This window comes from Rhizobium sp. FG96 (genome assembly GCF_057808655.1).
The window spans coordinates 86,802-104,798 of the sequence record NZ_JBMDIL010000004.1; the positions used below are offsets into that span (position 1 = coordinate 86,802).

The following is a 17,997-nucleotide window of genomic DNA, read 5'->3' on the forward strand; positions in this document are numbered from 1 at the left end:
GGCATTCCCGCCCGGCAATCCAACCGAAAACCGCTCAGAGTGCTTTGGTCGCTTCCTCTTCCGCCGGGCGGATGCGCAGCTTGGTGATGCGGTTCTTCTCGCGCTTCATGACGATGAAGCGCTTGCCATAGAAGGTGAAAGCCTGGCGCTCTTCGGGAATGGTCATCGACTCGTGGATGACCAGACCGGCGATCGTCGTCGCCTCCTCGTCTGGCAGCTGCCAATCGAGGGCGCGGTTGAGATCGCGGATCGGCACGCCGCCATCGACGACGATCGACCCATCCGCCTCCTGCCGCACGCCCTGCATGTCGATATCATGCTCGTCGGAAATATCGCCGACGATCTCCTCGAGGATATCCTCGAGTGTCACGATGCCCTGTACCTCGCCATACTCGTCGACGACGACGGCGAAATGCTGCTTCCGGCGCAGGAAGGCGTTCAGCTGGTCTTCCAGATTGGTGCTATCAGGCACGAACCACGGCTTCTGGGCAATCTTCACGATGTCCAGATTTTCGGGCTCGACATTCGGCTCTGCCAGCGCCCGCAACAGGTCCTTGGCGTGGACGACGCCGATGATGTTGTCGATCGTGCCACGCCAGAGGGGCATGCGCGTATAGGGGCTTTCGAGAATGATGCGGACAATAGCCTCCGGGGCATCGTCGGCATTGATTGCCCGCATCGCCATACGGTGAACCATGATGTCGGAAAGTTCGAGCTGGCTGAGATCGAGAACCCCACCGAGACGGTCGCGGTCAGCCTTGACCACCGATCCTTCGCGGTGGAGCAGATCGACCGCGCCACGAAGCTCCTCATGCGCCGTCAGCATCGACGTTTCGCGTGAAAGCGTGATCCCGAAAATGCCGAGGATCCTGCGAACGATTCCATTGATGAAGGAAGAGACCGGGCCGACGACGGCGACAAACATCTTGACCGGACGGGAGACGCCGAGCGCAAACCGGTCAGGCGTCGAGATCGCCCAGCTCTTCGGCAGCACTTCGGCAAAGATGACGAGAATGACGGTCATCGCCAGCGTCGCCAGCGCCACGCCCGAATTGCCGAACAGCCCGAGGAACAGGCTGGTCGCCAGCGACGAGGAGAGAATGTTTGCGAGATTATTGCCGATCAGCATGGCGCCGATCAGCCGGTCACGCCGCTCGATGAGCTCGCGCACGACGCCGGCGCGCTCCTCGCCATTCGCCTCAAGCGTATGGATGCGGCTGCGCGAAACGGCGGTCAAAGCCGTTTCCGAGCCGGAGAAGAAGGCAGACATGAGGACGAGGGCCACGATGGAGACGATTTCTGGCCAGTAGACGGAAAGAAATGCCAGCGTGCCTTCGATGCTCATTGAGGGTGCTTTTCCTTCAGGAAACTCAACACTTCGGATTGCGGTACGTCGTCGGCGATAAACGACTGCCCGATGCCACGCGTCAGGATGAAGGTGAACTTGCCGTTCTTGACCTTCTTGTCCTGAGCCATCGCCTCCATCAGCCGCTCTGCCGGCGGCAGCTCGCCCGGAATATCGGACATGCGCGTCGGCAGGCCAACTTCTTTCAGATGCTTCTCGACGCGCTTGCCATCGTCGGGGCTCGCAAGGTTCATGCGCGCCGAAAACTCATGCGCCAGCACCATGCCGATCGAAACGCCTTCGCCATGCACGAGCCGGGCGCTGTCATAGGCCGTGACGGCTTCCAGCGCGTGGCCGAAGGTGTGGCCAAGGTTGAGAAGCGCACGGGGGCCATTTTCCCGCTCGTCGGCGACGACGACATCGGATTTCGCCTGGCAGCTCGTGGCGATCGCCTCGATCCGGGCATCGCCACCAGCAAAGACCGCCTGCCAGTTCTTCTCCAGCCAGGCAAAGAAATCCGGCTTGTCGATCAAGCCATATTTCGCGACTTCGGCATAACCGGCACGGAATTCACGCTCCGTGAGCGTATTCAGCACGTCGGTATCGGCGAGAACCAGATCTGGCTGATGAAAGACGCCGATGAGGTTCTTGCCGTGACGGCTATTGATACCGGTCTTTCCGCCGACGGAGGAATCCACCTGCGAAAGAAGCGAGGTCGGCACCTGCACGAAGCGCACACCGCGGCGCACGATCCCGGCTGCAAAGCCCGCGAGATCGCCGATCACACCGCCGCCAAGCGCGACCACATAGTCGTTCCGCTCGACACGGGCTTCCAGCACCTTGTCGCAGACAGTCATCAGATGCTCGAAGCTCTTGGTCTTCTCGCCAGCCGGCAGGACAAGCGAAGAAGCAGTAATGCCCGCGGCTTCGAGGCTCGAAACCAGCGCGTCGAGATAAAGCGGCGCGACATTCGCATCGGTGATCACGGCAGCCTTGCGGCCTTTGAGACGCGAGGCGATCTCCGCGCCGGCGCGCGCAATCAGCCCTGGACCGATCAGGATGTCATAGGCGCGCTCGCCGAGCGGCACATGCACCTTCTTTTCGGTGGCAACGGAAGCGATCGCATTCATGGCACTGCACTTTCGGTTTGGTATTCGATCACGGCCTTCAAGACTTCGTCGGCCATCAGTTCCTTGCGCACATCGCGCGACAGAACGGTGACGTCAGCCTGCGCATAGACCGGGTATCGCGCATTCATCAGGTTTTCGAGCGTCTGCTTCGGGTTCTCGGTCTTCAGCAACGGCCGCGTATCGCGCTTGTTGACGCGCTCCCAGAGCACGTCGAGATCGGCTTTCAGCCAGAGCGACAGGCCGCCCTTCTTGATATGCTTACGGGTGCGATCGTTGATGAACGCACCGCCGCCGGTGGAAACCACGCGCGGGCCGTTCTTTAAAAGCCGCTTCATCACCCGCGTTTCCAGCGCCCGGAACTCTTCTTCCCCATAGGCGGCAAACAGCTCGGTAATCGTCATGCGCGACACGCGCTCGATCTCGACATCGCTATCGACGAAGGGAATGCCGAGCTGGCTCGCGACGAGGCGGCCGACGGAGGATTTCCCGGCTCCCATGAGGCCGACAAGGATAAGATTGCGGGACCCGAGCGCGGCGCGAGCTCTGTCTTTCAGACTGTCTGCAACTGTCAGAACGGGATCACTCATTGGTCCATTCACACTTTGTTTGCAAACGGTATCGACAAATGCAGGTACAGCGTCAAGTCGCGGGCAAGGGAAACATGATCCAAATGCCGCTTCTTGCACGCAATCACGCTTCTTCCTAAAAAGAAGCCGAGCCCATGGAGTTCTGGAATGCCGACCCTCTTCCGCTTTCTGGCTGTCTTGGCTGTCATAGCCGGGATCATCTATGGCGGCATGGTCGCACTCGTGACCTTCGTCGAGCCGCAGCCCCGTGACGTGACGATCCGCATCCCCTCCGAGCGCATCAATCCGCCGGCGACGGGAACGATTGCCCCTGCAAAGAAGTGAGCCAATGCGGGATCTCGGACGCGCCCATGTGGAAGCCTTTCTCGAGATGATGAGCGCCGAACGTGGCGCGGCTCAGAATACGCTGCTCTCCTATGAGCGCGACCTCGACGACCTACACGGATTCCTGAGCGGCAAGAGCGTGCGCCTGACCGAAGCCGCTTCCGCCGATCTGACCGCCTATCTCTCCTCGCTCGCAAGCCAGGGCTTCAAGCCCTCCTCTCAGGCACGCCGCCTCGCCGCCATGCGGCAATTCTACAAGTTTCTCTATGCCGAAGGCATCCGCACCGACGATCCGACCGGCATCCTCGACGCACCGAAGAAAGGCCGCGCCCTGCCGAAGACAATGGGCGTAGCAGAAGTCACGAAACTGCTGACACAGGCCGAACAGGAAGCGTCCGACACAGCCCCCGGCCAGCTGCAGCGCCAGCGCATGCTCGCCCTGCTGGAGCTGCTCTACGCGACCGGCATGCGCGTCAGCGAGCTCGTCTCGCTTCCCGCCCGCGTCCTCGATCAGGAAGGCCGCTTCCTGATCATCCGCGGCAAGGGCAACAAGGAACGCCTCGTTCCGCTCTCCCAATCGGCAATCGCCGCGCTGAAGGTCTATGGCCGCTCGATGGCATTGGAAAACGCCAATAGCAAACAGCCTGTGGAAAGCCCCTGGCTCTTTCCGGCTGCCTCGAAGGAAGGTTATCTTCCCCGTCAGGTCTTTGCCCGCGATCTCAAGAACCTGTCGATCCGGGCCGGGCTGACGCCGTCGATGATCTCGCCGCACGTGATGCGCCACGCCTTCGCCAGCCATCTCCTGGCCAATGGCGCAGACCTTCGCGTCGTGCAGGAACTCTTGGGACATTCGGACATTTCGACCACGCAGATCTATACCCACGTCCTCGAAGAACGCCTGCAACAACTGGTGCAAACGCATCACCCTCTTGCAAAACAGGCGAAAAAGCACGAATAGGACCGGCGACAAGGGGCGACGCCAGCAATTTGCCCTGGGCACAAGGAACGGAAACGCACCTCATGCACAACTATCTCGACTTCGAAAAGCCGATCTCCGACCTCGAAGCTAAGATCATCGAACTGAAGAAGCTCGCGTCCGAGGGCGAGAGCATCGACACGTCGGATGAAGTCGGCCGCCTCGAAGTTCGCGTTCGCGAAGCGATGGTCGATATCTATTCCAAGCTCAACGCCTGGCAGAAGACGCAGGTCGCGCGCCATCCGCAGCGTCCGCATTTCGTCGATTATGCCAAGGTGCTGTTCCAGGAATTCACGCCGCTCGCCGGCGACCGCAAGTTTTCCGAGGACGCCGCCATCCAGGCCGGCCTCGCCCGTTTCCGTGGCCAGCCTGTCGCCGTCATCGGCCAGGAAAAGGGCAACGACACCAAGAGCCGCCTGAAGCACAATTTCGGCAGCGCCCGTCCTGAAGGCTATCGCAAGGCGATCCGCGTTCTCGAAATGGCCGACCGCTTCGGCCTCCCGGTCGTGACCCTCGTCGACACCGCAGGCGCCTACCCGGGCGTTGGCGCCGAAGAGCGCGGCCAGGCGGAAGCCATCGCCCGCTCCACGGAAATGTGCCTTGGCGTCAAGGTTCCGATCATCTCCGTCGTCATCGGCGAAGGCGGTTCGGGCGGCGCGATCGCCATCGCCACCGGCAACAAGGTCTTCATGCTCGAACATTCGATCTACAGCGTGATCTCGCCGGAAGGCGCAGCTTCGATCCTCTGGCGCGATTCCACCCGCGCCAAGGAAGCGGCGACCAACATGAAGATCACCGCCGAAGACCTGAAATCGCTGGGCATCATCGACGGCATCATTCCCGAGCCGCTCGGTGGCGCGCACCGCGATCCGGACAACGTGATTGCCGCGACCGGCGATGTCATCGCCAACGCTCTGGCCGAGCTTTCGCCGCGCACCGGCGAGCAGCTGCGCAACGATCGCCGACAGAAATTCCTGTCGATGGGTCGTAACCTCTAAGGCAAAGCCAGTGAAAATGGCCCGATTGGGGCCAAATCTTGGCCACAATAATGTTATCTACCGAACTTCGTGCTTGCGGGGGCGCCGCAGGCAGGTCATAGGCTGGTAAGGATTTGTAAAGTATAAGCCGCCTATGATTCCTGGTAATGCCCGGAACTCTGCGTGCGGAGTGGGCTGAATCCTTAGTTGGGCTAGTTGAATGCGCATTCGTCATTTCGCCTACGTGTCGCTGATGGCGCTCGCACTTGCGGGCTGCAACGACACTCTCGAATCCGCCAGCAAGATCGACCTCTCCACCGTCAAGAACAAGGTGGAGCAACCGCTGCCGCCGCGCATCCTGGCGCAGATGAGCGCCAAGAGCATGGATCGCAATTCGCCGATCCTGATCCGCATCTTCAAAGAGGAAGGCGCGCTCGAGATCTGGAAGGCGAAGACCGACAACCGTTTCGACAAGATCGCCGACTACAAGATCTGCGCCTGGTCCGGCCGCCTAGGCCCGAAGGTGAAGACCGGCGACCGTCAGGCCCCGGAAGGTTTCTACAACCTCACCCGTGCCAACCTGAACCCGAATTCGAAATATTACCTCGCGATCAATACCGGCTTCCCGAACAAGTATGACGCCGTCAACGGCCGTACGGGTTCCGATCTGATGATCCACGGCGCCTGCTCATCGTCCGGCTGCTACTCGATGACCGACGAACAGGTCCTCGAGATCTACGCCTTCGCGCGCGACGCCTTCAAGGGTGGCGAGACCTCGGTGCAGCTGCAGGCCTTCCCGTTCCGGATGACCGCGGAAAACATGTATAAGCACCGGCTCGATCCGAGCTACGACTTCTGGAAGATGCTGAAGGTCGGCTACGACAATTTCGAAGTCACCAAACGTCCGCCTGACGTCAATGTCTGCGAGAAGAAATACGTCTTCAACCAGCAGACCACCGATGGCGGCGCCTTCAATCCGGCCGGCAAGTGCCCGGCCATGTCGACGCCTCCGGCACTCGCATCCGCGCTGTCGTCCTACGACAAGACCTACGCGATGGATTATGCCAAGGCCGAGAAGAAGTTCGACGGCCTCGCCTGGTACGATCCGACAGAAGCCGAGCGCAAGGCAGTCGTCGCCAAGACCCGCAAGGGCCGCGAGCTCGCCTACGCCCCGACCGGCACCTCGCTGGAAGCTGGCCGCATGGTCAAGGTCGCCGAACTCGAAGGCATGATGTCGAAGCCGGCTGTCCCCGCAACGGTACCGGAAGCGACGATCGCATCGGCTGCCCCGGCAGCAGCGCCGGCTACGGCAGCGCCCGCCGCCGCTCCGGCCGCAGCCAACACCACGGCCGTGGCAGCAGCAACGCCTCCAAACGTTCCGGTTCCGCAGCAGAACCCGCTCGCCTTCGCACCCGAGCCGCCGCAGGAAACTGCCGACGCCTCCAAGAAGCCGTTCTGGAAATTCTGGTCCAAGAATTGAGCGGTACCGACGCCGTCACTTATGACCTTCGCGGTCTGAAGTGCCCCCTGCCCGTCCTGAAGACGCGCCGCAAGATGTCATCCATGGCAAGCGGCGCGCTCATCCGCGTGGAAACCACGGACCCGCTGGCAGGCATCGACATCCCGCATTTCTGCAATGAAGACGGCCACGAACTGCTGGAAACGGTAAAGACCGAAAGCGGCCACCGTTTCCTGATCCGCAGGAAATAAGCGTCAGATCTTCATACCGGGAATGGCGAGCGGATTGTCGTGAAGTGCGGCACGGTCCGGCGTATCGATACGCGGCTTGCCGAGAAACGCATCGAACAGCGTCTTCACGAAATCCCCCGGCAGATCCTTGGTGATCAGCACCATGCGCGTGCGCCGGTCGCTGGCGTCAGGCCATGCGGGCAGCCGCACCGGCGGATGGAAGATGTTCTGCACGCCATGCAGCACCAGCGGCTTGTCCGGCCGGTCTGATACCGCGACGATCGCCTTCATCCGCAACAGCTTCTCGCCGTGTGCCGAGCGCAGCAGATCGATGAACATCTCCAGCGCCATCGGATCGATCGGCTTCTCCTCGACGATCGAGAAGGACCGGATCGAGGCGTCGTGACGGTTCACGTCGTGTGGATCCTGATCGTCGTGGCCGTGATGGTGGTGGTGATGCCCGTGATGATGATCGTGACCATGGTCATGGTGGTGATGATGATGCGCATCATGAGCATCTTCATCGCGCAGCCAGCGGCCGACATCGGCAATCTTCGTGTCCGGATCGTAAAGCCCGTTGACGAGAACGGCGGCCGTGCCGGCCTCGCCGCCATCGGCATCCATCAGCGCCGCCCGCGGATTGAGATCGCGCAGCCGCGCCTCAAGCTTCGACAACATCCCTGCATCTGCCATCGGCCGCTTGGAGACGATCAGCCGGTCGGCAACGGCCACCTGCTTGCGGGCTTCCTCGTGATTGTCGAGCGTCTGCAGCCCGTTGACCGCATCGACGACGGTGACGACGCCATCCAGCTGGAAATTCGTGGCAATGATCGGATTGCCCATGATCGCCTGCATCACCGGCGCCGGATCCGCGAGCCCCGTCGTCTCGATGACGATGCGCTTCACAGCCTTCACGCGGCCGGTCTGGATCGCATCCATCAGATTGGCCAGCGTATCGACGAGTTCGCCGCGCACCGTGCAGCAGAGGCATCCGTCCGAAAGCTCGATGATCGCATCGCCGGAGCTTTCGACCAGCAGGTGATCGATACCGACATCGCCGAACTCATTGATGATGACGGCCGCTTCCTTCATCGCGGGATCCTTGAGGATCCGGTTCAGAAGCGTCGACTTTCCTGCACCGAGAAAGCCGGTGAGGATGGTGACCGGGATCCGGTCTGTATGCAGGCTCATGGGACTTGCCTTTAGAAGGACGTGGGACGCGGCAGCGGCACCGGAACATTGGCAGCATCGCCAATCGCATCCGCCTTGGCGCTCTTGTCGGGCTGCGGATCCTGGCCGGGGATCAGACCGGCGAAGACGAAGTTCGGCTCGTGGTCCATTTCATGGATATAGGGCGACTGCACCTTCATGCGGCCCACTTCATCGCGCGTTTCGCTGCGCACCTTGGCGCCCTTGGCGCTGCAGATGTCGGCGCTGATGTCTGTCACCGCATCCTGCCCCGGCCCATAGGGCTTGAGCGAGCGGAGCGTATCGCCCGAAGACGTCGGCGAGGAGAATGCCTTTTCCAGCAGGTTGGCCGTCGCATCGGCGCGCGCCGCAAGGCTGTCGGTGCCGAGCACGACGGAAACCACCGTGCGTCCGTTGCGGGTGGCCGAACCGATCTGGTTGAAGCCCGAAGCGCAGATGAAGCCGGTCTTCATGCCGTCGGCACCGGCGAAGCGGCCGATCAGCAGGTTGATGCTCGGCGTATTCGTCTTGCCGTTGGTGAAGCCTTCGAGCGCGAAATAGCCGGCATATTGCGGGAAGTCGCGGCGCAGAGCGACCGTCAGGATCGCCAGATCGCGCGCCGTCGTATATTGCCCCTTGCCGGGCAGGCCGTTCGGATTGACGAAATGCGAATCCGTCATGCCGAGTTTGACGGCCTCGGCATTCATCCGCAGCACGAAGGCATCCTGCGTGCCTGCAACGGCCTCAGCAACAGCAACAGCGATATCATTGGCCGACTTGACCATCAGGATCTTCAGCGCGCTGTCGAGCGTCAGCTTTTGGCCCGGCTTGTAGTACATCTTGGCGGCCGGCTGGGCGGCGGCCTGCTTGCTCATGACGATCGGGGTGTCGAGGCTGATCTGGCCGGAACGGATGGCATCGAAGGTCGTATAGACGGTCATCAGCTTGGTCAGCGATGCCGGATACCATTTGCGGAAGGCTTCCTCATGCTCGATCACGCGGCCGCTCTGGACATCGACGAGAATATGCGGATTGGCCTGCGCCAGCGGAACCGAAGAAAGCAGAGCTGCAGCAGCACTGACTGCGAATGATACCGGCCGCAAAGCAGCGAACAAACGATTCTGGCGCGTCGACACGTCTAGTCCTTAAATTGTCCGGAAATCTCGAAACCTTCACCTATTTAACGTATATGGCCATGACATGGCAAAGGCCATTGAATAAGTTCTTTTCGCGGCACCATGTCTTGGGTGCCGTGGAAAACCCGTTGTCGCTATAGGAATTTTCGCATGCCGATTTTGAACAGAGCCGCTGAACTGCAGGATGAAGTGACCGAGTGGCGCCGCCATATTCACGCCCGGCCCGAGCTGCTGTTCGCCGTCGAAAACACCGCCGCTTTCGTCGCCGAAAAGCTCAAGGAGTTCGGCGTTGACGAAATCGTGACCGGCATCGGCCGCACCGGCGTCGTCGGCCTGATTAAGGGCAAGGGCGAAGGCCGCACCATCGGCCTGCGCGCCGATATGGACGCACTGCCGCTCACCGAAATCACCGGCAAGCCCTGGGCCTCGACCACGGCTGGCAAGATGCATGCCTGCGGCCATGACGGTCACACCGCCATGCTGCTCGGCGCCGCGAAATACCTAGCCGAGACCCGCAATTTCACCGGCAACGTCGCCGTCATCTTCCAGCCCGCCGAAGAAGGCGGCGGCGGCGGCAACCTGATGGTCAAGGACGGCATGATGGAGCGCTTCGGCATCGAAGAGGTCTATGGCATGCACAACCTGCCGGGCCTGCCCGTCGGCCAGTTTGCCATCCGCAAGGGCCCGATCATGGCAGCGACCGACGAATTCACCGTCACCATCAAGGGCCGCGGCGGCCACGCCGCCCAGCCGCACCGGACGATCGACCCGATCGCCATCGGCGCCCAGATCGTCTCCAACCTGCAGATGATCGCCGCCCGCACCGTCGATCCGCTGCGTTCGGTCGTCATCTCCGTTACCAAGTTCAACGCCGGCTTCGCCCATAACGTCATTCCGAACGACGCCCAGATCGCCGGCACGATCCGAACACTCGATGGTGAGGTTCGCGACCTCGCCGAAAGCCGATTCAAGCAGGTGGTGAACGGCGTTGCCGCCACCCACGGCGCCGAAGCCGAAATCGCCTTCCATCGCAATTACCCGGTGACCGTCAATCACGCCGACGAGACCGGCCACGCGATCGCGACGGCAACCGACATCGCCGGTGCGGCAAACGTCAATCCCGAGATCGATCCGATGATGGGCGGCGAGGATTTCTCCTACATGCTGAACGCCCGCCCCGGCGCCTTCATCTTCATCGGCAACGGCGACACCGCAGGCCTGCACAACCGGGCCTACGATTTCAACGACGAGGCGATCGCCCACGGCATTTCCTACTGGGTCCGCCTCACCGAACAGCGCCTCGGCGCCTGATCCGATACTTGCAGCGAAACCTGAAAAAGGCTTGGCTTCCCGCCAAGCCTTTTGTATGCATGAGCCCCAAGTGGTTCCGTAGCTCAGCAGGATAGAGCATCAGATTCCTAATCTGAGGGTCACGCGTTCGAATCGCGTCGGAATCACCATTATTTTCAGATAAATAGGCATAATTTATCGCGGGATGTTCCCGCAGCGTTCCCGGGTACATCAGGGAACCAAGCCATCTCACGCCGCCGTAACGTCGGCGAATGTCGGCGTTGCTGAAAAGTAGCACACCCCTCCCGCTCGCGCGGAAGGGGCGCGAATAGCCCTAAAATCAGCCTGGGGTCAGCGTCATCGAAGCGCTACCGGCAGCGACGTTGAGGCCGAGCTGGCCGGTGACGCTGAGGGCCTGGAGGTGGATCGAGCCGGAGGTTCCGCCGATCAGGACGTTGGCGCCGACGCCAGCACCGACGGTGGCTTCGGCCGATGCGCCGACATAGAGGCCGCCGAGCGAGCCGCGGTGATAGCCGGCGGTCGGTGCGAAGACGGCCCAGACGAGGCGGCTGCGGGTGGTGAAGCCGAGGTCGATGCCGAGCTTGCGGATATCGCCGGTATAGTGGTCGGTGACCTCATTGCCGATCGTCGAGCTAAAGACGCAATCAGCTTCCTTGGCAGAACCCAGCACATAGCCGAGACCGCCGCCGATATCGCAGGTGAGCATGCCGATCTTGACGCCGCCGCGCGTATCCGGTTCCTCGTAGGTCCGGACCATATCGGCTGCACTGGCCGCCGTAACGCAAGCCTGGGCAAGCGAAGCTGCTGCAACTACCATCGCAATGGTCTTTTTCATCATGGTCTCCTTCTCAAAATGGCACCGGCAGCTTCAGATCGAAAACGCACCGGCAAGCAAACCCAGCCACAAATAACGTATGGGATCGCAGAACGATCCAAACAGCCTTCATTGTTTCCATGGGCAATGAAGAACGTCCTTAACGTTCTGATCGCAAAGGGGACAATTCGAAGGCAGGACCGTTGCTTATTGGCCGCACTCGATGTCCGAATGCCCGCTTGGGCAACCCCACGCAGAAATTGAGCGGTAGCTGATCATAGCCGCCTTCGGGCGAAAAACCTAAATATTTCGTAAGGTTGGAACCGGCCCACCGTCTGGCGAGTTCATCGTCCGGTTAATTGAAAGGCCAAAACCATGAAATCTCTTATTCTTGCTTCCATGCTTGCCGCAGCCGCCATTGTCTCCACCACCGCCCCGTCCCAGGCGGCCAGCATGACGGTCACCACCACCGAGCGCGGTCCGGACCATCATTGGCACAAGCCGATGCACGTCATGACGCATTGCTACACGAAGACGGCCCGCATTCACGAACACGGACACTGGGTCGTCAGGAAGACCCGCGTCTGCCGCTAACAGGTAACTCTGCATGATTGAAACCGGCCGCCACGCGGCCGGTTTTTAGTTGGCGGACGCCAATCGCCGCAGCTGGAACTTTGAGAAAAGGCGGACGTTAAGCTGGCAAAACAGGAGTTTTGTTATGCGTCAGAAACTTGCTTTGCTCACCATCGCCTATGTCGCGATCAGCGCCATCCTGCTGGTGCTCGCCTATCATCCGCAGGGTCCGGTCACCACGCAGAAGACCGACCGTGTCGCCGGCGCCAGCACTGGCTCGCATTTCCTTGTCGAGCGCTTCGCCGGCTGATCAGCTGAGCGCCGGCTTGTAGGCGACCACGTGGAAATACTCTTCCTCGGGAAGGATTTCGCCGCCGAGAAGATGGCCATCGACGGAAAACAGCATCGGATCGCCGTCGAAACCGCTGGCGCCCAGTTGCGCCCGCAGCTGCTGCGGCGTCGTGGCATAGACCATGATGCCGAAGTCATGGGCGCGATGCAGCAGAATCGCATGTTCGCCCTCGCGTTGCTCAAGCGGGGCAAACCGGCGCTCGCGAACGAGACCCATCGCATGCTTCACCAGCCGAAAGCCGAGCCGCAGCGGATCGTTCGACCAGACGATCGATGAGCGCGCCCGCTTTTCGCCGAACCCATGCCAGTTGCGATTGAAGGTCGAGAAGACGAAGGTCCCGCCTGCCCTGAGCACGCGTGACGCCTCGGAAAGGACGGCTCGCCGTCCCTCTGCATCGACGGAATCGATGCCATTATAGCTGAACAGCACGAGATCGAAGCTGGCATTGCCGAAAGCAGAGAGATCGCGCGCATCCATATGCGCAAGCTGCGCCTGCGGATAATTGCGCAGGGCAAGCTCCACCATTTCAGGCGTATAGTCGATGCCGACATAGTCTGCGGCGATATCGCAAAACAGCCCGGTCGTCCGTCCGCCGCCAATGCCGATATCAAGTATCCGCCCGCCGATCGCGCGCTTTCGCGCGATCTCAAACACCAGCCGTTCGCCTTCGTTGATGAAGCCGGTGCTCGCCCGGTAATCGCGCCGGGCGATCGGATTGCGCCAGGTCCTGCGGTTCATCTCTTCCATGCGATGCATTTGCGGCACCTCCGGTTAAGCCAGTTGCATGGCTCTAGACCTAGGCCGCAAGGCAGGTGGGGTCCAATTACAGAACGTTAATCTTTTGTTAATGGTTAACGCGCGCAATTTTACCCGAGCAGGATCTGGTTGCGGACGTCGTGGACACCCTGCACAGCCCGGACGATCGAGGTCGCCCGCTCGATTTCGGCGACGGTCGCGACCGTGCCCGTCAGCACGATATCGTCGGCATCGGACGTCACCTGCACGTCCGAGGCATCGATATCTCCGGCGATCGCCAGCGCCTCGGCAGCGGCGATTTCCAACGCCGCGTGATTGACGAACTCCACCTCGATCTCCGGCTGCTTGCCATGAAATGTGGCTTCCTTGAAAACCATCACTCGTCCTCCTTCTGGTGATCTCAGAGAAACGCCGGAGGCCGGGCTTGGTTTCAGATCACCAGGTGACGCGGTAGTTGACGTTGACGCTGGCGGCGCGCCCGGCGGAGAGCGGATCGTTGACGGCAGCGTTGAGATTGAGGTTCGGCAGGATGTTCTGGCTGACGCCGACGGTGCTCGAAAAATCCTGCCCGAAATCGGTAACGCTGCCATTCGCCGTCAGCGATGTTCCCGTCCAGGGATAGATGAGCTTGACGGCCTGCGTCGCCGTCACCGAGGTCTGGCGCGCCGCAAGCGGATCGTAGCCGACATTGACGAAGCGGCTGGTCTGCAGGTCGAGAGAGTCGGACAGGATGAAGCTCTTCGCTCGGCTGAGCATCAGCGATCCGCTGCCCCGCAGCGTATCGACCCGCACGCCCGCCGATTGTTGCGCATTGCCGGCCGGGGTCACCCTGACGCGGGTGATCTTGCCCCAGAGGGTCGCCTGCCCCGATCCAGGCAGGATCGCATCGCCATCGGTTGCCGCGAGGCCGAGATCGGCGCCAGCGCTCGTTTCCCATTCGAACGGCAGACGGAAACCCATCGTCGCCTTGTAGGACTGATCGGACACCTGCACGGGGTTCCAGATCAGCAGATTATCCGCCCGCGCGGGAAGCGCGGCGAAAGCCCCTACGGCGAAGAGAAAGGTCATTTTCAGCATCGTCAGCAAGCCGGTCCCTTGGCGCCTGAAGCGCGCGACAATCATGCAGATGCGCCTTGCGGCACCTCTGTCGATCCTCCCGATTTTTGAAATGGCAGAGGCATCGCGATGCCCTCTACCCGATGCGCCGGAGCGCTGGGATACACCGATGGCGCAAGCAGCCGCGCATCCCGTCATCCTCCACGGATGTTATAAGAATCCCATCCCGATGCCGCTCTGTAAACCCCGCTGGAAGAGAAAACTGCTGCGTTGCACACTTGCCGCACCCCGGAAAGCGCGCTAGAGCCGAAGACAAATGACGGCTCTGGATAAGACACGCGCATGAAGACCGGCCCTAACGCGCCGCGGCGCCTCAGCATTTTCGGCTCAACCGGCTCGATCGGCGTCAACACGCTCGATGTGGTCACCCAGCTTGGTGGCCGCGAAGCTTTCGAGGTCGTCGCCATATCCGGCAACGCCAATGTCGCGTTGCTGGCAGAGCAGGCAAAAGCCTGCGGCGCGGAGCTCGCCGTAACCGCCGATGAGGCAAGCTACGGCGCCCTGAAGGATGCACTATCCGGCACCGGCATCGAGGTCGCCGCAGGCCGCGAAGCCCTGATCGAGGCCGGCGCCCGCGACGCCGATGTCGTCATGGCGGCGATCGTCGGGACGGCCGGTTTGGAACCGACATTGGCAGCCGCCAGACGCGGCGCCGACATCGCGCTCGCCAACAAGGAATGCCTGGTGTCCGCCGGCGAGCTCTTCGTCAAGGCCGTGGCCGAAGGCGGCGGGCAGCTTATCCCTGTCGACAGCGAACACAGCGCCATCTTCCAGTCGCTCGAAGACGGCCAGCACCATGCGATCGAGCGCATCGTTCTCACGGCCTCCGGCGGTCCGTTCCGCACCTGGACGCGTGAGCAGATGGCCGGTGTTACCGCCGATATCGCCCGCGCCCACCCGAACTGGTCGATGGGCCTGAAGATCTCGATCGGCAGCGCCTCGATGTTCAACAAGGCGCTGGAAATGATCGAGGCGAAACACCTCTTTGATCTGCGTCCCGACCAGGTGGAAGTCATCGTCCATCCGCAGTCGGTGATCCATTCGATGGTCGGTTATGTCGACGGCTCGGTGCTGGCGCAGCTCGGCTGCCCAGACATGCGCACGGCGATCGGCTATGCGCTGACCTACCCTAACCGCTCGAAGCTCGACGTCGAACGGCTGGATTTTGCAAAGCTCGCACGGCTCGATTTCGAGGCGCCCGACGAAGTGCGCTTCCCTGCCCTGCGCCTCGCGCGCACCGCGCTCGAGCGTGGCGGCTTGCAGGGCGCCGTCATGAATGCAGCCGAAGAGATCGCCTTCCACGCCTTCTGCGATGGACGGATCGGCTTCCTGGAGATGGCAGATATCGCCGAGCGCGTCATGGACGACATGACCGGCTACAAGGCGGCGGCAACGATGGAAGACGTCTTTGCCGCCGATGGCGAGGCGCGGCGCCGCGCCGGCGAAATCATCGCCCAAAAGGAAATGGCCGCTTAAGCGGCCATTTGTTTATCAATCTATTTTTCTTTTCCGCTCAGGCAACGTGCCGCGCCAATGCGCAGCGCGACCAGAGCGAATGCAGCGCGCCGACCAGATGCTCGATATCGGCATCCGTATGCTGCGGCGTCGGCGTGATGCGCAAGCGCTCAGTCTTCTTCGGCACCGTCGGATAGTTGATCGGCTGCACGTAGACGCCGAAATTGTCGAGCAGCAGATCCGAGATCCACTTGCACTTGGCCGCATCGCCGACCATGACCGGCACGATATGGCTCGGGTTCGGCATATGCGGGATGCCCTGCTGATCGAGCATCGTCCTCAGCTTGCGGACCCGGTCCTGATGGCGGGCGCGCTCGAACGGGCTCGACTTCAGGTGCTGGATCGAAGCGACGGCACCAGCAGCGAGCGCCGGCGGCAGCGAGGTCGTGAAGATGAAGCCCGAGGCAAACGAGCGGATGAAATCGCACAGCGCCGTCGACGCCGCGATATAACCGCCCATGACGCCGAAAGCCTTGGCAAGCGTGCCTTCGATGACCGTGATCCGGTCCATCAGGCCTTCGCGCTCGGCAATACCGCCGCCGCGCGGGCCGTACATGCCGACGGCATGCACTTCATCGAGATAGGTCATCGCGCCGTACTTGTCGGCGAGATCGCAGATCTCCTTGATCGGCGCGATATCGCCGTCCATCGAGTAGACGCTTTCAAAAGCGATCAGCTTCGGCGCCTTCGGATCAGCGGCCGCCAGCTTGGCTTCGAGATCGTGGATGTCGTTATGCTTCCAGATCACCTTCTCGCACTTCGCATAGCGAATGCCTTCGATCATCGAAGCGTGGTTCAGTGCGTCGGAGAAGATGATCATGCCGGGGATCTTGCCGCCGAGCGTGCCGAGTGCGGCCCAGTTCGAGACATAACCCGACGTGAAGGTCAGCGCGGCTTCCTTGCCGTGCAGATCGGCGAGTTCGCGCTCAAGCAGAACGTGGTAGTGGTTGGTGCCAGAGATATTCCGGGTGCCTCCCGCACCCGCGCCACAGTGCTCGATGGCGGCTTTCATCGCCTCGATCACCTTGGGATGCTGGCCCATGCCGAGATAGTCGTTGGAGCACCAGACTGTTACGTCTTTCGGGCCGTCGGCCGTGTGGCGCGTCGCACGCGGGAAACTGCCGCGGTGGCGCTCAAGGTCGGCAAAAACGCGATAGCGGCCTTCGGCGTGAAGACCTTCCAGCTCGCTTTTGAAAAACGCTTCGAAATCCATGCATATGCTCCAGTATCGCGCGACCGTTTTGCTGGGCACACCGACGCGCGTCAACCCATGGCCCCTGCTTTAGCATCAACTGCGGCAAAAGGCGCATATTTTTGAATCATTCCAGACGAAAAAGCTTCAACCCAGCCGATAAAGCGGCTGGGTTGACATATCGGGAATGCCGTCAATTGCCCTGTAGCTAACCTACAGCCGCAACCGCGCGCTTCGTCATGACTTTTATCAAATTGGCGCGATATTCCGCGCTGGCATGCAGATCGGACAGCAGGCCGCTTGCATCGACCTGAACGCCCATCGCCGCATCCGGCGACCAGTTGGCAGCAAGAGCCGCCTCGAGGCCGCCATGCCGGAAGGCGCCGTTGCTGCCCGCACCCGCGATACCGACGCGAACCGTCCCCCCAGATTTGGTCACGAGAACGCTGGTCATCGCATAGCGCGAGGCCGGGTTGCGGAACTTGGCGTAGCCGGCCTTGTCCGGCGCATCGAAGCTGACACCCGTGACGATCTCGCCATCCGCGAGCGCCGTCTCGAACAGACCGGTGAAGAACTGGTCTGCCGCGATCTGCCGCTTGCTGGTGATGATGGCCGCCCCAAGCGCCAGCATCGCCGCCGGATAATCTGCGGCCGGGTCGTTGTTGGCGATCGATCCGCCGATCGTACCCATGTGCCGGACATGCGGATCGCCGATCAGCCCGGCGAGCTCACAGAGAGCCGGACACACGCCGCGGATGGCGGACGAGGCCGCCACTTCGGCATGCGTCGTTGCCCCGCCGATCGTCACCTTGCGGCCATCGACCTTGATGCCCTTCATCGCATCGATGTGGCGCAGATCGACGAGATCGCTCGGCGCGGCGAGCCGCTGCTTCATCGTCGCGATCAGTGTCATGCCGCCGGAGACAAACTTGCCCTCCGGCTTGCCCGAGATCAGCTTGACGGCTTCATCGACTGAAGAAGCGCGGTGATAATTGAGTTCATACATGGCCCGTCCT

General features: G+C 61.5%; 20 protein-coding genes and 1 tRNA gene. 10 read left to right on the plus strand and 11 right to left on the minus strand.

The features are described from left to right. Positions 1 to 34 precede the first annotated feature (34 nt). Genes ACODR6_RS08915 through ACODR6_RS08925 form a run of 3 tightly spaced genes read right to left on the minus strand, consistent with a single transcriptional unit; the run spans position 35 to position 3,062 of the window. A complete protein-coding gene (locus ACODR6_RS08915) occupies positions 35 to 1,345 on the minus strand; it encodes an HlyC/CorC family transporter (protein ID WP_112720184.1) in 1,311 nt (436 codons plus the stop codon). Beyond that, positions 1,342 to 2,475: a 3-dehydroquinate synthase gene (gene aroB / locus ACODR6_RS08920; RefSeq protein WP_489022326.1), complete on the minus strand. Its 1,134-nt coding sequence runs from the start codon at positions 2,473 to 2,475 to the stop codon at positions 1,342 to 1,344. The genes ACODR6_RS08915 and aroB overlap by 4 nt, the downstream gene beginning before the upstream one ends. Then, the gene (locus ACODR6_RS08925; RefSeq protein WP_112720182.1) at positions 2,472 to 3,062 is read right to left on the minus strand and encodes a shikimate kinase; all 591 of its coding nucleotides are present in this window, start codon (positions 3,060 to 3,062) and stop codon (positions 2,472 to 2,474) included. The genes aroB and ACODR6_RS08925 overlap by 4 nt, the downstream gene beginning before the upstream one ends. Before the next feature lie 147 nt (positions 3,063 to 3,209). On the opposite strand from ACODR6_RS08925, the gene ACODR6_RS08930 reads away from it, so the two are divergent. From ACODR6_RS08930 to ACODR6_RS08950, 5 genes are all read left to right on the plus strand, one after another. After that, positions 3,210 to 3,386, plus strand: a complete 177-nt coding sequence (locus ACODR6_RS08930) for a hypothetical protein (protein ID WP_165402768.1) — start codon at positions 3,210 to 3,212, stop codon at positions 3,384 to 3,386. Positions 3,387 to 3,390: 4 nt separating this feature from the next. Next, positions 3,391 to 4,344, plus strand: coding sequence for a site-specific tyrosine recombinase XerD (gene xerD, locus ACODR6_RS08935; RefSeq protein WP_489022327.1), 954 nt, complete (start codon positions 3,391 to 3,393; stop codon positions 4,342 to 4,344). A gap of 62 nt (positions 4,345 to 4,406) precedes the next feature. Further along, positions 4,407 to 5,360 (plus strand): acetyl-CoA carboxylase carboxyltransferase subunit alpha, encoded by a 954-nt coding sequence (locus ACODR6_RS08940; RefSeq protein WP_112720180.1) that lies wholly within the window; start codon positions 4,407 to 4,409, stop codon positions 5,358 to 5,360. Between the two features lie 199 nt (positions 5,361 to 5,559). Further along, a complete protein-coding gene (locus tag ACODR6_RS08945) occupies positions 5,560 to 6,819 on the plus strand; it encodes a L,D-transpeptidase family protein (protein ID WP_489022328.1) in 1,260 nt (419 codons plus the stop codon). Then, positions 6,816 to 7,049 carry a sulfurtransferase TusA family protein gene (locus ACODR6_RS08950; protein ID WP_130284284.1) on the plus strand — a complete coding sequence of 78 codons (234 nt, stop codon included), beginning with the start codon at positions 6,816 to 6,818 and terminating at the stop codon, positions 7,047 to 7,049. Before ACODR6_RS08945 ends, ACODR6_RS08950 begins: the two co-directional genes overlap by 4 nt. Before the next feature lie 3 nt (positions 7,050 to 7,052). Here the strand turns inward: ACODR6_RS08950 and ACODR6_RS08955 are convergent, their stop codons facing one another. Both ACODR6_RS08955 and ACODR6_RS08960 read right to left on the minus strand, forming a co-directional pair. Then, the gene (locus tag ACODR6_RS08955; RefSeq protein WP_489022329.1) at positions 7,053 to 8,219 is read right to left on the minus strand and encodes a CobW family GTP-binding protein; all 1,167 of its coding nucleotides are present in this window, start codon (positions 8,217 to 8,219) and stop codon (positions 7,053 to 7,055) included. 11 nt (positions 8,220 to 8,230) lie between these two features. After that, positions 8,231 to 9,352 carry a D-alanyl-D-alanine carboxypeptidase family protein gene (locus tag ACODR6_RS08960; protein ID WP_489022330.1) on the minus strand — a complete coding sequence of 374 codons (1,122 nt, stop codon included), beginning with the start codon at positions 9,350 to 9,352 and terminating at the stop codon, positions 8,231 to 8,233. 150 nt (positions 9,353 to 9,502) lie between these two features. Here ACODR6_RS08960 and ACODR6_RS08965 point away from each other — a divergent pair, with 150 nt between their 5' ends. Both ACODR6_RS08965 and ACODR6_RS08970 read left to right on the plus strand, forming a co-directional pair. Next, positions 9,503 to 10,663, plus strand: coding sequence for a M20 aminoacylase family protein (locus ACODR6_RS08965; protein ID WP_489022331.1), 1,161 nt, complete (start codon positions 9,503 to 9,505; stop codon positions 10,661 to 10,663). Between the two features lie 72 nt (positions 10,664 to 10,735). After that, positions 10,736 to 10,812: transfer RNA gene (locus ACODR6_RS08970), tRNA-Arg, on the plus strand. A gap of 170 nt (positions 10,813 to 10,982) precedes the next feature. Here ACODR6_RS08970 and ACODR6_RS08975 read toward each other — a convergent pair. Continuing rightward, positions 10,983 to 11,498 carry a DUF992 domain-containing protein gene (locus ACODR6_RS08975; RefSeq protein ID WP_199627837.1) on the minus strand — a complete coding sequence of 172 codons (516 nt, stop codon included), beginning with the start codon at positions 11,496 to 11,498 and terminating at the stop codon, positions 10,983 to 10,985. Positions 11,499 to 11,852: 354 nt separating this feature from the next. Here ACODR6_RS08975 and ACODR6_RS08980 point away from each other — a divergent pair, with 354 nt between their 5' ends. Beyond that, entirely contained in the window at positions 11,853 to 12,071 is a 219-nt protein-coding gene (locus ACODR6_RS08980) for a hypothetical protein (protein ID WP_112720172.1), read from the plus strand. Between the two features lie 124 nt (positions 12,072 to 12,195). Beyond that, positions 12,196 to 12,360: a hypothetical protein gene (locus ACODR6_RS08985; protein ID WP_489022332.1), complete on the plus strand. Its 165-nt coding sequence runs from the start codon at positions 12,196 to 12,198 to the stop codon at positions 12,358 to 12,360. Here the strand turns inward: ACODR6_RS08985 and ACODR6_RS08990 are convergent, their stop codons facing one another. From ACODR6_RS08990 to ACODR6_RS09000, 3 genes are all read right to left on the minus strand, one after another. Next, positions 12,361 to 13,158: a class I SAM-dependent methyltransferase gene (locus tag ACODR6_RS08990; protein WP_489022333.1), complete on the minus strand. Its 798-nt coding sequence runs from the start codon at positions 13,156 to 13,158 to the stop codon at positions 12,361 to 12,363. A gap of 110 nt (positions 13,159 to 13,268) precedes the next feature. Next, positions 13,269 to 13,535: a BON domain-containing protein gene (locus ACODR6_RS08995; protein WP_489022334.1), complete on the minus strand. Its 267-nt coding sequence runs from the start codon at positions 13,533 to 13,535 to the stop codon at positions 13,269 to 13,271. A 58-nt stretch (positions 13,536 to 13,593) separates the two neighbouring features. Then, positions 13,594 to 14,226, minus strand: a complete 633-nt coding sequence (locus ACODR6_RS09000) for a hypothetical protein (protein WP_246777428.1) — start codon at positions 14,224 to 14,226, stop codon at positions 13,594 to 13,596. Between the two features lie 330 nt (positions 14,227 to 14,556). Between ACODR6_RS09000 and dxr the strand changes: the two genes are divergently transcribed. Continuing rightward, on the plus strand, positions 14,557 to 15,750 hold the full coding sequence (gene dxr, locus ACODR6_RS09005) for a 1-deoxy-D-xylulose-5-phosphate reductoisomerase (protein WP_112720169.1): 1,194 nt from the start codon (positions 14,557 to 14,559) through the stop codon (positions 15,748 to 15,750). A 37-nt stretch (positions 15,751 to 15,787) separates the two neighbouring features. Here the strand turns inward: dxr and hemA are convergent, their stop codons facing one another. Both hemA and ACODR6_RS09015 read right to left on the minus strand, forming a co-directional pair. Then, the gene (gene hemA, locus ACODR6_RS09010) at positions 15,788 to 17,002 is read right to left on the minus strand and encodes a 5-aminolevulinate synthase (protein ID WP_489022335.1); all 1,215 of its coding nucleotides are present in this window, start codon (positions 17,000 to 17,002) and stop codon (positions 15,788 to 15,790) included. Between the two features lie 187 nt (positions 17,003 to 17,189). Further along, positions 17,190 to 17,987: an FAD binding domain-containing protein gene (locus ACODR6_RS09015; RefSeq protein ID WP_489022336.1), complete on the minus strand. Its 798-nt coding sequence runs from the start codon at positions 17,985 to 17,987 to the stop codon at positions 17,190 to 17,192. Positions 17,988 to 17,997 lie beyond the last annotated feature (10 nt).

What these genes read in the sequence shown, in the direction of transcription:
- ACODR6_RS08940 (WP_112720180.1), top strand. Translation starts at nt 4,407, where the DNA reads ATGCACAACTATCTCGACTTCGAAAAGCCGATCTCCGACCTCGAAGCT.
- ACODR6_RS08945 (WP_489022328.1), top strand. Translation starts at nt 5,560, where the DNA reads ATGCGCATTCGTCATTTCGCCTACGTGTCGCTGATGGCGCTCGCACTT.
- ACODR6_RS08980 (WP_112720172.1), top strand. Translation starts at nt 11,853, where the DNA reads ATGAAATCTCTTATTCTTGCTTCCATGCTTGCCGCAGCCGCCATTGTC.
- dxr (WP_112720169.1), top strand. Translation starts at nt 14,557, where the DNA reads ATGAAGACCGGCCCTAACGCGCCGCGGCGCCTCAGCATTTTCGGCTCA.
- ACODR6_RS08955 (WP_489022329.1), bottom strand. Translation starts at nt 8,219, where the DNA reads ATGAGCCTGCATACAGACCGGATCCCGGTCACCATCCTCACCGGCTTT.
- xerD (WP_489022327.1), top strand. Translation starts at nt 3,391, where the DNA reads ATGCGGGATCTCGGACGCGCCCATGTGGAAGCCTTTCTCGAGATGATG.
- ACODR6_RS08990 (WP_489022333.1), bottom strand. Translation starts at nt 13,158, where the DNA reads ATGCATCGCATGGAAGAGATGAACCGCAGGACCTGGCGCAATCCGATC.
- ACODR6_RS08915 (WP_112720184.1), bottom strand. Translation starts at nt 1,345, where the DNA reads ATGAGCATCGAAGGCACGCTGGCATTTCTTTCCGTCTACTGGCCAGAA.
- ACODR6_RS08985 (WP_489022332.1), top strand. Translation starts at nt 12,196, where the DNA reads ATGCGTCAGAAACTTGCTTTGCTCACCATCGCCTATGTCGCGATCAGC.
- aroB (WP_489022326.1), bottom strand. Translation starts at nt 2,475, where the DNA reads ATGAATGCGATCGCTTCCGTTGCCACCGAAAAGAAGGTGCATGTGCCG.
- ACODR6_RS08930 (WP_165402768.1), top strand. Translation starts at nt 3,210, where the DNA reads ATGCCGACCCTCTTCCGCTTTCTGGCTGTCTTGGCTGTCATAGCCGGG.
- ACODR6_RS08925 (WP_112720182.1), bottom strand. Translation starts at nt 3,062, where the DNA reads ATGAGTGATCCCGTTCTGACAGTTGCAGACAGTCTGAAAGACAGAGCT.
- ACODR6_RS08965 (WP_489022331.1), top strand. Translation starts at nt 9,503, where the DNA reads ATGCCGATTTTGAACAGAGCCGCTGAACTGCAGGATGAAGTGACCGAG.
- ACODR6_RS09000 (WP_246777428.1), bottom strand. Translation starts at nt 14,226, where the DNA reads ATGACCTTTCTCTTCGCCGTAGGGGCTTTCGCCGCGCTTCCCGCGCGG.
- ACODR6_RS08995 (WP_489022334.1), bottom strand. Translation starts at nt 13,535, where the DNA reads ATGGTTTTCAAGGAAGCCACATTTCATGGCAAGCAGCCGGAGATCGAG.
- ACODR6_RS08975 (WP_199627837.1), bottom strand. Translation starts at nt 11,498, where the DNA reads ATGAAAAAGACCATTGCGATGGTAGTTGCAGCAGCTTCGCTTGCCCAG.
- ACODR6_RS09015 (WP_489022336.1), bottom strand. Translation starts at nt 17,987, where the DNA reads ATGTATGAACTCAATTATCACCGCGCTTCTTCAGTCGATGAAGCCGTC.
- hemA (WP_489022335.1), bottom strand. Translation starts at nt 17,002, where the DNA reads ATGGATTTCGAAGCGTTTTTCAAAAGCGAGCTGGAAGGTCTTCACGCC.